Annotated in this window: 12 protein-coding genes; 6 read left to right on the top strand and 6 right to left on the bottom strand. The window is 71.4% G+C overall.

The window, feature by feature from the left end; translation table 11 throughout:
* Positions 1 to 211 precede the first annotated feature (211 nt).
* The 4 genes from FVS66_RS27155 to FVS66_RS35245 all read left to right on the top strand — a co-directional run bounded on the left by FVS66_RS27155 (position 212) and on the right by FVS66_RS35245 (position 5058).
* Complete coding sequence (locus tag FVS66_RS27155; protein WP_149183867.1) at positions 212 to 1534, top strand: PhoH family protein; 1323 nt, start codon at positions 212 to 214, stop codon at positions 1532 to 1534.
* A 404-nt stretch (positions 1535 to 1938) separates the two neighbouring features.
* Entirely contained in the window at positions 1939 to 2628 is a 690-nt protein-coding gene (locus FVS66_RS27150) for a transglycosylase SLT domain-containing protein (RefSeq protein ID WP_149183866.1), read from the top strand.
* Between the two features lie 112 nt (positions 2629 to 2740).
* Positions 2741 to 4180, top strand: a complete 1440-nt coding sequence (locus FVS66_RS27145) for an AI-2E family transporter (protein WP_149183865.1) — start codon at positions 2741 to 2743, stop codon at positions 4178 to 4180.
* Positions 4177 to 5058: a hypothetical protein gene (locus FVS66_RS35245; RefSeq protein WP_187645712.1), complete on the top strand. Its 882-nt coding sequence runs from the start codon at positions 4177 to 4179 to the stop codon at positions 5056 to 5058. The genes FVS66_RS27145 and FVS66_RS35245 overlap by 4 nt, the downstream gene beginning before the upstream one ends.
* Before the next feature lie 70 nt (positions 5059 to 5128).
* Here the strand turns inward: FVS66_RS35245 and FVS66_RS27135 are convergent, their stop codons facing one another.
* Complete coding sequence (locus FVS66_RS27135; protein ID WP_149183864.1) at positions 5129 to 5662, bottom strand: alkyl hydroperoxide reductase; 534 nt, start codon at positions 5660 to 5662, stop codon at positions 5129 to 5131.
* Positions 5663 to 5685: 23 nt separating this feature from the next.
* The gene (locus tag FVS66_RS27130) at positions 5686 to 6240 is read right to left on the bottom strand and encodes a peroxiredoxin (protein WP_149183863.1); all 555 of its coding nucleotides are present in this window, start codon (positions 6238 to 6240) and stop codon (positions 5686 to 5688) included.
* 130 nt (positions 6241 to 6370) lie between these two features.
* Here FVS66_RS27130 and FVS66_RS27125 point away from each other — a divergent pair, with 130 nt between their 5' ends.
* Positions 6371 to 7339, top strand: coding sequence for a hydrogen peroxide-inducible genes activator (locus FVS66_RS27125; RefSeq protein ID WP_149183862.1), 969 nt, complete (start codon positions 6371 to 6373; stop codon positions 7337 to 7339).
* Between the two features lie 102 nt (positions 7340 to 7441).
* On the opposite strand, the gene FVS66_RS27120 is transcribed toward FVS66_RS27125, so the two are convergent.
* The 3 genes from FVS66_RS27120 to FVS66_RS27110 all read right to left on the bottom strand — a co-directional run bounded on the left by FVS66_RS27120 (position 7442) and on the right by FVS66_RS27110 (position 9724).
* The gene (locus FVS66_RS27120) at positions 7442 to 8428 is read right to left on the bottom strand and encodes an endonuclease/exonuclease/phosphatase family protein (protein WP_149183861.1); all 987 of its coding nucleotides are present in this window, start codon (positions 8426 to 8428) and stop codon (positions 7442 to 7444) included.
* Between the two features lie 73 nt (positions 8429 to 8501).
* Positions 8502 to 8729, bottom strand: a complete 228-nt coding sequence (locus FVS66_RS27115) for a hypothetical protein (protein ID WP_149183860.1) — start codon at positions 8727 to 8729, stop codon at positions 8502 to 8504.
* Entirely contained in the window at positions 8726 to 9724 is a 999-nt protein-coding gene (locus FVS66_RS27110; protein WP_262387231.1) for an SPFH domain-containing protein, read from the bottom strand. The genes FVS66_RS27115 and FVS66_RS27110 overlap by 4 nt, the downstream gene beginning before the upstream one ends.
* 239 nt (positions 9725 to 9963) lie before the next feature.
* Here FVS66_RS27110 and FVS66_RS27105 point away from each other — a divergent pair, with 239 nt between their 5' ends.
* Positions 9964 to 12213 (top strand): transglycosylase domain-containing protein, encoded by a 2250-nt coding sequence (locus FVS66_RS27105; protein ID WP_149183859.1) that lies wholly within the window; start codon positions 9964 to 9966, stop codon positions 12211 to 12213.
* Positions 12214 to 12361: 148 nt separating this feature from the next.
* Here FVS66_RS27105 and FVS66_RS27100 read toward each other — a convergent pair whose 3' ends face one another.
* Positions 12362 to 14200, bottom strand: a complete 1839-nt coding sequence (locus FVS66_RS27100) for a SpoIIE family protein phosphatase (protein ID WP_262387242.1) — start codon at positions 14198 to 14200, stop codon at positions 12362 to 12364.
* Positions 14201 to 14368 lie beyond the last annotated feature (168 nt).

Genomic DNA, 14368 nt, shown 5'->3' with positions numbered 1-14368 from the left:
GCATACCCCCTTCAAGAGTGAGCGGTACGGAGCCCGCTCGCCCGGGAGGCCCTTTGCACCAGGACGACCGTGCAGAGACAGGCGTACGGCCGAAGCGGAGGGCCGGTGCCGCGGCCTGCGCATCGAGCCCGACCCCGGTCCATCCCCCCGCGACGGCGTCGCAGTCGCACACCAACCTCATGCGCATCCATAGAGGGGGTCTGTCCCTACCGTGGTGACCAGCACTAAGCGCCGCATGAACGACCGGCGCACCTACGTTCTCGACACCAGCGTCCTGCTGGCCGACCCCAACGCCCTGACCCGCTTCGAGGAGCACGAGGTCGTGCTGCCCATCGTCGTGGTGACGGAACTGGAGGCCAAGAGGCACCACCCGGAGCTCGGGTACTTCGCCCGGCAGGCACTCCGTCTGCTGGACGACATGCGCGTCCGCTACGGGCGCCTCGACGCTCCCATCACCGTCGGCGACCTCGGTGGGACCCTGCGCGTGGAGCTCAACCACTCGGACCCGGGTGTCCTCCCGGTGGGCTACCGCCTCGGCGACAACGACTCGCGCATCCTCGCCGTCGCGCGCAACCTCCAGGCCGAGGGGTACGACGTCACCGTCGTCTCCAAGGACCTGCCGCTCCGTATCAAGGCGTCCTCCGTCGGCCTCCTCGCCGAGGAGTACCGCGCCGAGCTCGCCATCACCGAGTCCGGCTGGACCGGCATGTGCGAGGTGCCGCTCTCCGCCGAACAGGTGGACCTGCTGTTCAGTGAGGAGACGCTGTACGTACCGGAGGCGGCCGACCTGCCGGTGCACACCGGCCTCGTGCTCCAGTCCGAGCGCGGCAAGGCCCTCGGCCGGGTCACCCCCGACGGCACCGTACGGCTGGTGCGCGGCGACCGGGAGGCGTTCGGCATCCGCGGCCGCAGCGCCGAGCAGCGCATCGCGCTGGACCTGCTGCTCGACCCGGACGTGGGCATCGTGTCGCTGGGCGGCCGGGCCGGCACCGGCAAGTCCGCGCTCGCGCTCTGCGCCGGCCTCGAAGCCGTACTCGAGCGCCGCCAGCACCGGAAGGTCATGGTGTTCCGGCCGCTGTACGCGGTGGGCGGCCAGGAGCTCGGCTATCTGCCGGGCACCGAGGCCGAGAAGATGAACCCCTGGGCGCAGGCGGTGTTCGACACGCTGTCCGCGGTCACGTCCCGCGAGGTCATCGAGGAGATCACGGCCCGCAACATGCTGGAGGTCCTCCCGCTCACCCATATCCGGGGCCGCTCCCTCCACGACGCGTTCGTCATCGTCGACGAGTCGCAGTCCCTCGAACGCAATGTGCTGCTGACCGTGTTGTCCAGGATCGGGGCGGATTCCCGAGTTGTCCTCACGCATGATGTCGCGCAGCGCGACAACCTGCGGGTGGGGCGGTACGACGGAGTCGTCGCGGTCGTCGAGAAGCTGAAGGGGCATCCGCTCTTCGCACACGTCACGCTCAACCGCTCCGAGCGCTCTCAGATCGCCGCACTCGTGACCGAAATGCTCGAGGAGGGGCATATCTAGCCCGGTCCAAACAGAAGGTGCATAACGGAGTTGGTGCCGCCCGGCGAAGCGTGAGAGCTTAGCCGGGCGGCGTCGTGTCGCGCGCCTGTTTCGTCAAAACTCCTGTGACAGGCGAGGTGTGAGCTTTCACACGTAACCAGGAATTGCCTTGCGCTGTCGCCTTCCGGCAGAGTCTTGCTTCCGTCAGGCCCCGCATGCGGCAGAGCCACATCCTCACGGACCCGTGGCAGTCACAACTCAACAGTCGTCCGCCGTATGCCGCCCGAAGCACCACGCGGTGCTCCCGCAGGGGAGTTGCCGACCGGGCCCGTGTCCCCCGTGACCCAGCGAGTGGGGGGACCAGTGTCAGGGGCACGATCGCGCCCGCGAGGTCACCTGTGCGGGCGGTGCTGGAAGGAAACCGTGTGAGCCGGATCTCGGTCCGGGGATTCGCGGTGGCGTCCGCCACCGCGGTCACCACTGTGGGCGCCGTCGTCGGTGTCGCCGCGGGCAATCCGCAGGCGACGGACGAGAAGTTCGAGGCGACCGCATCCGACGCGACGCTCCTGGCGGACATACCCGTCGGTGAGCACGCCCAGGTGCAGGTCGCGTCGCTGACGCAGCAGGCCGAGGCGCAGGCTGCCGCAGCCGATTCGGCTGCCCAGCAGTCCGCCTGGGAGGCCGCGCGTGTCCAGGCGGCCAAGGATGCCGAGGCGAAGAAGGCCGCCGCGGAGGAGAAGGCCGAGCAGGAGCGCAAGGAGCGGGAGCGCGCCAGCCGCAACGCGGTGCGCGACGCCTCGAGCTTCGCCGCCCAGTCCTCGTACTCGGTCGCCGAGGTACAGGCGATGGCCCGGCAGATGGTGCCGGGCGACCAGTTCCAGTGCTTCAGCAACATAGTGGACCACGAGTCCAGCTGGAACTACCGCGCCCAGAACCCCTCCTCCGGCGCATACGGCCTGGTCCAGGCCCTCCCGGGCTCCAAGATGGCGTCCGCGGGCGACGACTGGCGGACCAACCCGGCCACCCAGATCAAGTGGGGCCTGAACTACATGAACGAGCGGTACGGCAGCCCCTGCGGCGCCTGGTCGTTCTGGCAGGCCAACAAGTGGTACTGAGCCCCGCGCTCAACTTTCCGGAGCCCCCCACCGTCCTACGGTGGGGGGTTCCGTGCGTGTACCTTCGGGGGGCCGGAACTCCGGAAGGAGTGGCGGGGGAAGAGGGAAGAGCATGTCGAGAGTGCCAGGGTGGCTGGGCCGGCTGGGAGCCGGACTGAGCCGGATGGGGCAGCGCCTGGAAGAGCGCCGCGCACAGGCGGAGGCCGAGGCCGAGGCCGCCGCCGGGGTCGGCGTACCCCCGACCGGACCCCCCGCGGTGCCCCCGTCAGGGCAGCCCTCCCCGGCCGCGGCCCCCGGGCCGGAACCGGCCGCCGCCCCCATGAAGGGCGCGCCGGGCGCTGAGAGCGCGGCGCCCGACCACATCCCCGCGCCCCCGGCGTACGCACCCGCCGTCGCCGCCAAGCCCGATCCGGCCGCCGCCGTACCGTGGGGCATGCGCGTCGCGGCCGAGGCCGGCTGGCGCCTGCTCGTCCTGGCCGGGACGCTCTGGGTGGCGATGAAGATCATCAGCGCGGTCCAGCTGGTGGTGCTCGCCTTCGTCGCCGCGCTTCTCATCACCGCCCTGCTGCAGCCCGCCGTGAGCCGGCTGAAGCGGCTCGGGCTGCCACGCGGCCTCGCCACCGCCGTCACCGCCGTCCTCGGCTTCGTCGTCATTGGACTGGTCGGCTGGTTCGTGGTGTGGCAGGTCATGGACAACCTCGACAATGTCTCGGCGCGCGTCCGGGACGGCATCGAGGAACTGAAGCGCTGGGCGCTGGACAGTCCGTTCCATGTGACCGAGAGCCAGATCAACGACATCGCGAAGAACCTCAGCGACACCATCGGCACCAACACCGAAGAGATCACCTCCGCGGGCCTGACCGGCGTCACCGTCATGGTCGAGGTGATGACCGGGATACTGCTCGCGATGTTCTCGACGCTCTTCCTGCTGTACGACGGGAAGAAGGTCTGGCAGTGGTGGCTGAAACTGGTGCCCGGCCAGGCCAGGCCGGGCGTCGCGGGCGCCGGGCCGCGCGCCTGGCGCACCCTCACCGCCTATGTACGCGGCACGGTGATCGTCGCCCTCATCGACGCGATCTTCATCGGGCTCGGCATCTACTTCCTCGATGTGCCGCTGGCGGTGCCGCTCGCCGTCTTCATCTTCCTGTTCGCCTTCATCCCGCTCGTCGGCGCGGTCATCTCGGGCGCCCTCGCGGTCGTCGTCGCCCTCGTCACGAACGGGCTGTTCACCGCGCTGATGGTGCTCGTCGTGGTGCTGGCCGTGCAGCAGATCGAAGGCCATGTGCTGCAGCCGTTCATCCTCGGCCGGGCCGTACGGGTGCACCCGCTGGCCGTCGTCCTGACGGTCGCCGCCGGCGGCCTCGTCGCGGGCATCGGCGGCGCGGTCGTCGCCGTACCGCTGGTCGCGGTCACCAACACGGTCGTCGGCTATCTGCGCGCGTACAGCGAGGAACAGGCCCTGCGCCGGACGCCCCCGCCGCACGGTGCGACCGCCTACGCCATCGCGCCCACGCCCGCGCCCGGCCGCACCGAACGGCAGGAGCCCAGGTGATATCCGAGCCGGAGCTGATCGGCGACGACGGCGAACCGGTACGCATCGGCGCAACCGGGGCCCGGCCGGACGGTCGGTTCCCCGGCGACGGGAACGACGGGGACAACGGGGGCGACGGGGGTAACGCGTACGGCCGGGACGGCCGGGACGGCCGGGACCGCGGCGATGTGACGGGCGGCGTCCCCGCGGGTGCCGGGAACCGGTGGGGCCGTCGGCGCCGGCTCTGGGCGCTCGGCGGCGCACTGGGCGCCTCCGTCCTGTGGGCGGCCGGTCTTTCCACGTACCGGACGCTCGGCCCCGACCTGGACGGTTACCGCACCACCGAGGCCTTGTGCGCGGAGGCGCCGCTGACCGCGCTCGTCACCACCCTCGGCAAGCGGGGCGCGACGAGCTACGACGACACCACCGACCACGACGCGCTCAGCCGGGGGTACTGCTCGGTGCAGCTCGGAGAGGGCCCGGCGACATACGAGGTGGCCCTCCGCTACGAGCTCCACAAGAAGACCGACCCCGACGCGGAGTTCGAGGCGCGTGAGGGTGAGCCCCTGCTCGGCGACGGTCCGTCGCCGAGCCCGCTGCCGGGGCTGGGCGAGAGGGCGTACTTCAGCCAGGGCGGCGGAATCTACCCCGAGCTCGTCGTCCTCGACGGACAGGCCGTGCTCGCGATGTCCGTCAACGTGTACTACGAGTACGACCACACGACGGACGAGGCCCAGGGGCCGGACGACGCGGCGGTCGCGGCGCTGGCCGGGGTGCGGGAATTCATGGTGGAGGACATGAAGACGCTGATGCGGCGGCTCAGGACGGCGCCCTCGCCGACGCCCCCCTCGCCGCCGGCGTCCCCACCCTCGCCGTCGGCGTCGCCCACGTCCGGCTGAACGCGAAGAAGGGGCCTCCCGGCGGGTTCCGCCGGGAGGCCCCTTCGTACGCGTACAGCCGATCCTTCGGCTACTCGGCGAGCACCGCTTCCGCGTCCAGCGTCGCGCCGACCGCCTGGATCACTGCGGCGATCTTGAACGCCTCCTGGATCGTCTCGCGGTCCACGCCCGCCTTGCGGAGGACCTGCTCGTGCGAGTCCAGGCACTGGCCGCAGCCGTTGATGGCGGAGACGGCGAGCGACCACAGCTCGAAGTCGACCTTCTCCACGCCCGGGTTGCCGATGACGTTCATCCGCAGACCGGCGCGCATCGTGCCGTACTCCGGGTCGGAGAGCAGGTGGCGCGTCCGGTAGAAGACGTTGTTCATCGCCATGACGGCGGCGGCGGACTTGGCCGCGGTGTACGCCTCGGGCTTGAGGTTCTCCCTCGCCTCCGGCTCCAGCTCCGCCAGCACCTTCGGCGAACGCGAGGCGATCGCGCAGGCCAGGACGGTCCCCCACAGCTGTTGCTGCGGGAGGTCGCTGTTGCCGATGACCGAGCCGAGGTTCAGCTTCAGGTCCTTCGCGTAGTCCGGTATGGCGGACTTCAGGGCGTCAAGAGACATGGTGATTCACTCGTTCCGGTTGGTCACTCGCCGGACAGCAGCTTGACCGGGTCGAGGGTGTCCTCGCCCTTGGTCCAGTTGCAGGGGCACAGCTCGTCGGTCTGCAGGGCGTCCAGGACCCGCAGGACCTCCTTGGGGTTACGGCCGACGGAGCCGGCGGTCACCATGGCGAACTGGATCTCGTTGTTCGGGTCGACGATGAAGACGGCGCGCTGCGCGAAGCCGTCCTCGCCCTCGACGCCGCAGTCCCGCATCAGCTCGTGCTTCGAGTCGGCGAGCATCGGGAAGGGCAGGTCACGCAGGTCGGCGTGGTCCTTGCGCCAGGCGTGGTGGACGAACTCCGAGTCGCCGGAGACGCCGAGGATCTGGGCGTCGCGGTCCTCGAACTCGTCGTTCAGCTTGCCGAACGCGGCGATCTCGGTGGGGCAGACGAAGGTGAAGTCCTTCGGCCAGAAGAACACCACGCGCCACTTGCCCTCGTAGGACTTGTGGTCGATCTGCTCGAACTCCTTGCCGCTCTCGAGCGACACGCAGGCGGTCAGGTCGTACGTGGGGAACTGGTCACCGACAGTGAGCACACGCTCTCCTAGTGGCGGGGATTTCCCTTGTGGGGTCATCCGTGGGGGTTGGACGGTCGCCAGCATGGCACGGCGTGCATTGATCAGTGAAATAGCTAGACTGGGTCGTGTTGATTGAAGGTGGTTATCAGTGGTCTCGCCGGTACAGTCCGTACAAAAGGGTAAACAGCCCAGCCTGGCGCAGCTCCGCGCGTTCGCGGCGGTGGCCGAGCATCTGCACTTCCGGGACGCGGCGGCCGCGATCGGGATGAGCCAGCCGGCGCTCTCGGGCGCGGTTTCGACTCTCGAAGAGGTGCTCGGTGTCCAGCTCCTCGAGCGTACGACGCGGAAGGTGCTGCTCTCGCCGGCGGGGGAGCGGCTCGCGGTCCGCGCGAAGGCGGTGCTGGACGCGGTGGGCGAGCTGATGGAGGAGGCCGAGGCGGTCCAGGCGCCCTTCACGGGAGTGCTGCGGCTCGGGGTGATCCCGACGGTGGCGCCGTATCTGCTGCCGACCGTGCTGCGCCTCGCCCATGAGCGCTACCCGGACCTGGACCTCCAGGTCCACGAGGAGCAGACGTACTCGCTGCTCGAAGGGCTGGCCGCGGGGCGGCTCGACCTGCTGCTGCTCGCGGTGCCGCTGGGTGTGCCGGGCGTCACCGAACTGCCGCTGTTCGACGAGGACTTCGTGCTGGTCACGCCCGACGACCACTGGCTGGGCGGGCGCACCGGCATCCCGCGCGACGCGCTGCGCGAACTGCACCTCCTGCTCCTGGACGAGGGCCACTGTCTGCGCGACCAGGCCCTCGACATCTGCCGCGAGGCCGGGCGCACGGAGGGTGCCGCGGTCACCACGACGGCGGCGGGGCTGTCGACGCTGGTGCAGCTGGTGGCCGGCGGCCTGGGGGTGACGCTGCTGCCCCGGACGGCGGTCAAGGTCGAGACGGGCCGCAACCCGAGCCTCGTGACCGGGCAGTTCGCCGACCCGGCCCCGTCGCGACGCATCGCCCTCGCCATGCGCACGGGCGCGGCCCGCCACGCCGAGTTCCACACCCTGGCGGAGGCGTTGCGCGAGGCCCTTGCCCCCCTCCCGGTACGCGTCCTCCCGCCGGACGCGAGCTGACTCGCCGCCGCCACCCTCCGGGCACCCGGACCCCTGGGCGGGGCCCTTCCCGGACCGGTTCGTGCACACGCCCCACGAGGGGCGAGATCGGCCTCCAGATGCTCAGTATGTGAGGTGCGCCGCCACCGGCAGATGGTCCGAGCCCGTCCTGGGCAGCGTCCAGACGCGGGTGACCTCGGCGCGGCGGGCCATGACCTGGTCGATACGGGCCACCGGCGCCGACGCCGGCCAGCTGAAGGCCAGGCCGGAGGCGGCCGTGTCGAGACGGGAGGTCAGCGGGCCGAGCCCCCGGTCGTCCACGGTGCCGTTCAGGTCGCCGAGCAGCACCACCCGGTCCAGCCGCTCGGCGGCCAGAGCGCCGCCCAGCATCGCGGCGCTCTCGTCCCGGCGGACCGAGTCGAAGCCGCGCGCCGGAGTGAGCCGTACGGAGGGCAGGTGCGCCACGTACACCGCGATGTCGCCGCGCGGGGTCACCGCGGTCGCGCGCAGTCCGCGCTGCCACCCGGGATCGATCCCGTCGGGCCTGATGTCCAGCGCCCGCACATCGGTCAGCGGGTGCGCCGACCAGAGCCCGACCGTGCCACGCACCTCGTGGTGCGGGTAGCGCTCCGCGAGGGCCGCCCGGTACGCGGGCAGCGCGGCCGCGGTCACCTCCTGAAGCGCGATCAGGTCCGGCCGGACCGCCATCAGCACCCGGGCCGTGCCGGCCGCGTCGGTGTTCTCGTCGCTGACGTTGTGCTGTACCACCGTCAGGTCGTGCGGCACCACGGGGCCGGGCATCAGGAGTACGCCGAAGTGCCCGAGCCACGCCATGACCGGCAGCAGCGAGGCGAGCAGCGCGGTCGCGGACCGGCGCACCAGGGCGGCCGCCACCAGCACGGGCACGGCCAGCCCCAGCCAGGGCAGGAACGCCTCCAGCAGGCTGCCCGGCCGCCCCGGCAGGTCCGGGACGGCCGCATGGAACACGATCAGCCATGCGACCAGTGCGGCGACCCCGGCGAGGACCCGTCCCCGCGCCCACGCCGACCGCCCGCGGGCGTCCCGCCCCCACCGCGTACCGCGGCCGGGTTCGTCCTCGGCGTCCGTCACCGTCGTACCTCTGTTCACATCGAACGGTGACGCGCCGTCCCGCCCGCCCGGTTCCTCGTCGGCCCGTTCCCGGCTACTCCTGGGGTTCGGAAGGCGGTTGCCGCTTCGGCGGACGCCCACGGCGGGGGAGGGGTGCCGGCGACGACGGCAGCCGCCCCGCGTCGGACAGGGCCTTGCGCAGCAGGAACTCGATCTGCGAATTGGTGCTGCGCAGCTCGTCCGAGGCCCAGCGCGCCAGCGCCTCGTACACCCCGGGGTCGAGACGGAGCAGCGCCTGCTTGCGCTCGCGGCGGGGGGTCACTGGTAGAGCGTGCCCGTGTTGAGGACCGGCTGGGCCGAGCGGTCACCGCACAGCACCACCATCAGGTTGGAGACCATCGCCGCCTTCCGCTCCGGGTCCAGCTCCACTATGTCCCGCTCCGCGATCCGCTCCAGCGCGGCCTCGACCATACCGACCGCGCCCTCCACGATCTTCTGGCGTGCCGCCACCATCGCGCCGGCCTGCTGCCGCTGGAGCATGGCCGAGGCGATCTCCGGAGCGTACGCGAGGTGGGTGAAGCGGGACTCGATGATGCGGACACCCGCCGCCGCCACGCGCGCGTGCAGCTCGGCGGCCAGCTTCTCGGTGATCTCCTCGGCGTCGCCGCGCAGCGACAGACCACCCTCGTCGTGGGAGTCGTACGGGTACTCGATCGCGATGTGCCGGACCGCCGCCTCCGTCTGTGTGGAGACGAACTGCTCGAAGTCGTCGACCTCGAACATGGCCTGCGCGGTGTCCTCGACCCTCCAGACGACGACCGCGGCGAGTTCGATCGGGTTGCCGTACGCGTCGTTGACCTTCAGGACGGCCGTCTCGTGGTTCCGCACCCGCGTCGAGATCGCCACCCGTGAGGTGAGCGGGTTCACCCAGCGCAGCCCGTCCGCGCGGACCGTGCCCCGGTAGCGGCCGAACAGCTGGACGACCCGGGCCTCGCCCGGCGCGACCATGTTGAGCCCGCACATCGCGAACAGTGAGGCGAGTGCCACCAGTGCGCCGAGCACGATCAGTGCCGCCCGCGCGCCGGCCGACATGTCCGCCGCGACACCGATCCCCGCGGCGACGAGGCCGCCGCCCGCGACGACCCCCAGCAGCCCGGACAGCAGCGCGAGCCCGCCGCCGACGCTGTACGCCGTGAACTCCCTTACCTGCGGCCGCGGCGGCTCGGGTGCCGCCCCCTCCGCGCGCCCGCCGCCCCCGTCGGCGGTGGTGGTGTCGACGGCCGTGATGGTCCCGGTCCTGGACATGGGCGTGGACATGGTTCCCCCGTTTCTATGCTCTCTCAGATGAAGCAAAGTGATAACACTTTAGCGCGTCTCGCAACCTTGCGCACCCCTGGTGAGTCGGTTCCTTGTGGACGGGTGCTCATTGTCACGTCCGGAAAAGACAGGATCCGTTGGTCTATGTCGACTCTGACGGGTTAGCTTGCTGAGCTGATCCGGACGTAGGTGACCGAAACACGACGGACGACACATCGACCAACGGGAGCGACGGAGCCATGGGCCGAGCGGATGCGCGTCGGACCCGGCAGCGCGGGGCGCGCCGGGCGAAGGGAGACGGCGGAGGCATACGCCGCTTCTTCACCTGGCGGAAGCTGCTGGGCACCTTCTTCGTGTTCTGCCTGCTCGCCATGGGCGGCTTCTACACCGTCTACCTGCTCGTCCCGGTCCCCACCGCCAACGCCGAGGCGGAGCTGCAGAGCAACGTCTACAAGTACAGCGACGGCTCGATCCTCGCCCGCAGTGGCAAGGTCAACCGCTCCATCATCGGCCTCGACAAGATCCCCGACCCGGTCGAGAAGGCATTCGTCGCCGCCGAGAACAAGACCTTCTACGAGGACTCCGGCGTTGACTTCAAGGGCACCGCCCGCGGCGTCGTCAACACCATCACCGGCCAGGGCAAGCAGGGCGGCTCGACCATCACCCAGCAGTACGTCAAGAACTACTACCTGGACCAGAGTCAGACCGTCACCCGGAAGCTCAAGGAACTGGTCATCGCCCTCAAGGTCGACCAGCGCAAGAGCAAGGAGGACATCCTCGCCGGGTACCTCAACACCAGCTACTACGGTCGCGGCGCGTACGGCATCCAGGCCGCCGCCCAGGCCTACTACGGCGTCGACGCGAGCAAGCTGACCGTCGAGCAGGGCGCCTATCTCGCCGCGCTCCTCCAGGCCCCCAGCCAGTACGACTGGACCTCCGCGTCCCCCACGAGCCGCAAGCTCGTCCTGGCACGCTGGAACTACGTCCTGAACAACATGGTCGAGGAGAACTGGCTCGACCCCGCCAAGCGCGCCACGCTCACGTTCCAGGAACCGCAGGCACCCAAGCCCGCACCCGGCATGGAGGGCCAGACCGGCTACCTCGTCGAGGCCGCCAACCAGGAGCTGATGCGCCAGGGCGTCAAGGAGGAGGACATCAAGGCCGGCGGCTGGACCATCACGCTCAACATCGACAAGAAGCGGCAGAAGGAGCTCGTCGAGGCGGTCGACAAGCAGTTGGAGAGCGAGCTCGACCGCAAGGGCAACAAGGTCGACTCGACCGTCCAGGCCGGCGCCACCTCCGTGGACCCCAAGACCGGCCATGTCGTCGCGCTGTACGGCGGCGTCGGCGCCACCGAGCACTGGATGTCCAACGCCACGCGCCGCGACTACCAGCCCGCCTCCACCTTCAAGCCGCTCGTCTTCGCCTCCGCCCTGGAGAACGGCTCCGAGACCCAGGAAGGCCGGCGGATCGGCGTCAACACCCGCTACGACGGCCGCAGCAAGCGTCCCGTCGAGGGCAGCGACACCCCGTTCGCCCCGGAGAACGAGGACGACGTCAGCTACGGCCCGGTGACCGTCCAGCGTGCCATGAACAAGTCGATCAACTCGGTCTTCGCCCAGATGATCGTCGACGTCGGCCCGGACAAGGTGAAGAAGACCGCCCTCGACCTCGGCATGAAGGACGGCGACGGGTTCGTCGAGCAGCCCGCGATGTCGCTCGGCACCATGGGCGCCTCCACCTGGGACATGGCCGGCGTGTACGCCACGCTCGACAGCCACGGCAAGAAGGTCACGCCGTCGATCGTGAAGTCCGCCGAGCACAAGAGCCGCACGGTCGAGCTGCCCGATCCGATCGGCCCGCAGGCCGTCAGCCGCGAGACCGCCGACACCGTCACCTCCGTGCTGACCGGCGTCGTCAGAAACGGCTCCGGGCGCGCGGCCAACACCTCGGCCTACGAGGCGGCGGGCAAGACCGGCACCTCCGAGAACAACAAGTCCGCCTGGTTCGCCGGGTACACGCCCGAACTGGCCACCGTGGTCGCCCTGTTCGGTGAGGACGCCGAGAAGGGCACCCAGGTCACCCTGACCGGTACGGCCAACTCCGGCCGCGCCAGCGGCGGCGGTTTCCCCGCCCGCATCTGGGCCGACTACACGCTGGACGCCCTCGGCGGCGGCTCCGACGCCGAGTTCGACCTCGACGTCGCCGAGGTCGCCCCTCCCGAGCCGGAGCCCAGCACGTCGCCGTCCACAAGCGCGTCGCCTTCCACGTCGCCCAGCGGCGAGCCGTCCGGGCCGTCGAACGAGCCGTCCTCGACGCCGCCGGCCAGCCCGTCCTCGTCCAGCCCGCCGGCCAGCCCGTCGACCCCGCCCACCTCGACGCCGCCGCCCTCGCCCTCGAACAGCACGGACCCGGGCGACGGCGACGGCACGGGAACGGACCCGGCCACGGAGACCGGTACGAACAACGAGAAGCCGCTCCAGCCGTAGCCGTACAGCGGTAAAGCGGTAAAGCGGTATGGCCGTAGGGCCGTAGAGCGGCACTGAGGCAGCGGCACGAGAACGGAAGGTGGCCGGACCCCCGCAGAGGGGTCCGGCCACCTTCCTTTCTTCGTCTTCCTTCTTCCGCGGCGGGCGCTCAGACGGGCGTCGGCAGCTCGAACCAGACGACCTTGCCCGTCGACAGCCGTGTCGCGCCCCAGCGCCGTGCGAGCCGGTTCACCAGGAACAGGCCGCGCCCGCCCTCGTCGGTGTCCCGGGCCCTGCGCTGCCGCGGCAGCTGCGGAGAGTCGTCACCGACCTCGCAGCGCAGCACCTCCGTACGGAGCAGCCGCAGCGTGACCGGCCGCGACGCGTACCGTACGGCGTTGGTCACCACCTCGCTGACGAGCAGCTCCACCGAGTCCGTCAGCTCCTCCAGGCCCCAGCGGGTCAGCGCCCTGCGGGCCAGCCGGCGCGCCCGTCCCGGCGCCGCGTCCTCCGGCTCCAGGAACCAGTACGCCACGTCGCTCGGCGTGATCCCGTCGAACCGTGCGGCCAGCAGCGCGATGTCGTCGTCCCGGTCGCCCGGACCCAGCATGTCCAGCACGTCGTCGCAGAGCGCCTCCAGCGGCGGCGAGTGGTCGGGGCCGGTCAGCTGGGCGGTCGCCGCGAGGCGCTCGCGCAGCTGCTCTATCCCGGTCCACACGTCCCGCAGCCGCGACTCGACGAGCCCGTCGGTGTACAGGAGCAGCGTGGCGCCCGCCGGGGCGTCCAGCTCCACGGCCTCGAAGTCCACGCCGCCCACGCCGATCGGCGCGCCCGGCGGGACACGCAGCACCTCGGCCCGGCCGCCCAGGTGAAGCAGTATCGGCGGCGGGTGACCGGCGTTGGCGATGGTGATGCGGTGCGCGACCGGGTCGTACACCGCGTAGAGGCAGGTCGCCATGCGGTTCTCGCCGAGCCGCTGGGCCTGCTCGTCGAGGTGGTGCAGCACCTCCTGCGGCGGCAGGTCGAGCCCGGCGAGCGTCTGCGCGGTCGTCCGCAGCTGCCCCATGATCGCGGCCGAGGTCATGGAGTGGCCCATCACATCGCCCACGACGAGGGCGACCCGGCTGCCGGGCAGCGGGATCGCGTCGTACCAGTCGCCCCCGACCCGCGCCGTCTCGGCGGCCGGCAGGTAGCGGGACGCCAGCTTCACACCGGTCGGCTGCGGCAGGTTCTCCGGCAGCATCGTGCGCTGCAGCTCGTCCGCGATGTACGCCTCACGCCCGTACAGCACCGCCTTGTCGATGCCGAGCGCCGTGTGCGTCGCCAACTGCGCCGCCACCAGCAGGTCGTTCGGTTCGAACGAGGCACGGTCCGGGCGGCGCAGGAAGACCGCGGCGCCGATGACCCGGCGGCGGCCGCGGAGCGGCGCGAGGATCGCGCGGTGCCCGGACGGTACGGAGCGTCCGTCGCCGAGCAGCTCGGGCAGCGCGGCGCGGGCGGCCGCGGAGTCGCCGAACACCGGCCGGACCCCGCGCAGCACCTCCGCGAGCGGGCCGCCGGGGCGGACCTCGCAGAGCTCGGCGGCCGGGCTCTGGTCGGCGGCGTCCGGCGCCGCCACCGGGCCGGACGTGAGCAGGCTCAGGTCCTGGGTGTCGTCGTCGGTCAGCCGCAGCCGGTCCGTACGGCGCAGGCGCAGTACGAACGGGTCGACGGGCCGCTCGTCGCCGACGGGCAGCGGGTCGCGGAGGTACACCAGGATCGCGTCGGCGAACGTCGGCACCGTCGCCCGGCACAGCCCCAGCACGATCTCGTCCAGGTCGATGCCCCGCGCGATCCGCCGTGTCGCCGCACCCACGAACCGCAGCCGGTCGCCTTCGCGCCGCGCGGTCCCGACCGGGTCCGGCGGTCCGGGTACGAGCCCCGCGGTCCCGACCGGGTCCGGCTGCCCGGGTACCAGCCCCGCGGCCCCGGCGGGGGCGTCACCGTGCCCACCGGTACCGCCTTCCACCCCTTGCCCGCCGACGGCGCGTCCGGCGTCCTGACCGGCGTCCTGACCGGCGTACGGGTCCGCGTCGGCGCCGGGTCCGGCACCCGAGCCGCCACCGTCGGCCGGCCGGGGTACGGCGGTGCCCGACGCCTCCGGCCCGGACGCCCCGGCGCCCGCCCGTGCGGCGGC

The sequence above is a fragment of the Streptomyces sp. TRM49041 genome (genome assembly GCF_008271805.1).
Classification (GTDB): Bacteria; Actinomycetota; Actinomycetes; order Streptomycetales; family Streptomycetaceae; genus Streptomyces.
The sequence above is the reverse complement of the archived record's forward strand: the minus strand, read 5'-3'. Positions and strand labels throughout refer to the sequence as shown.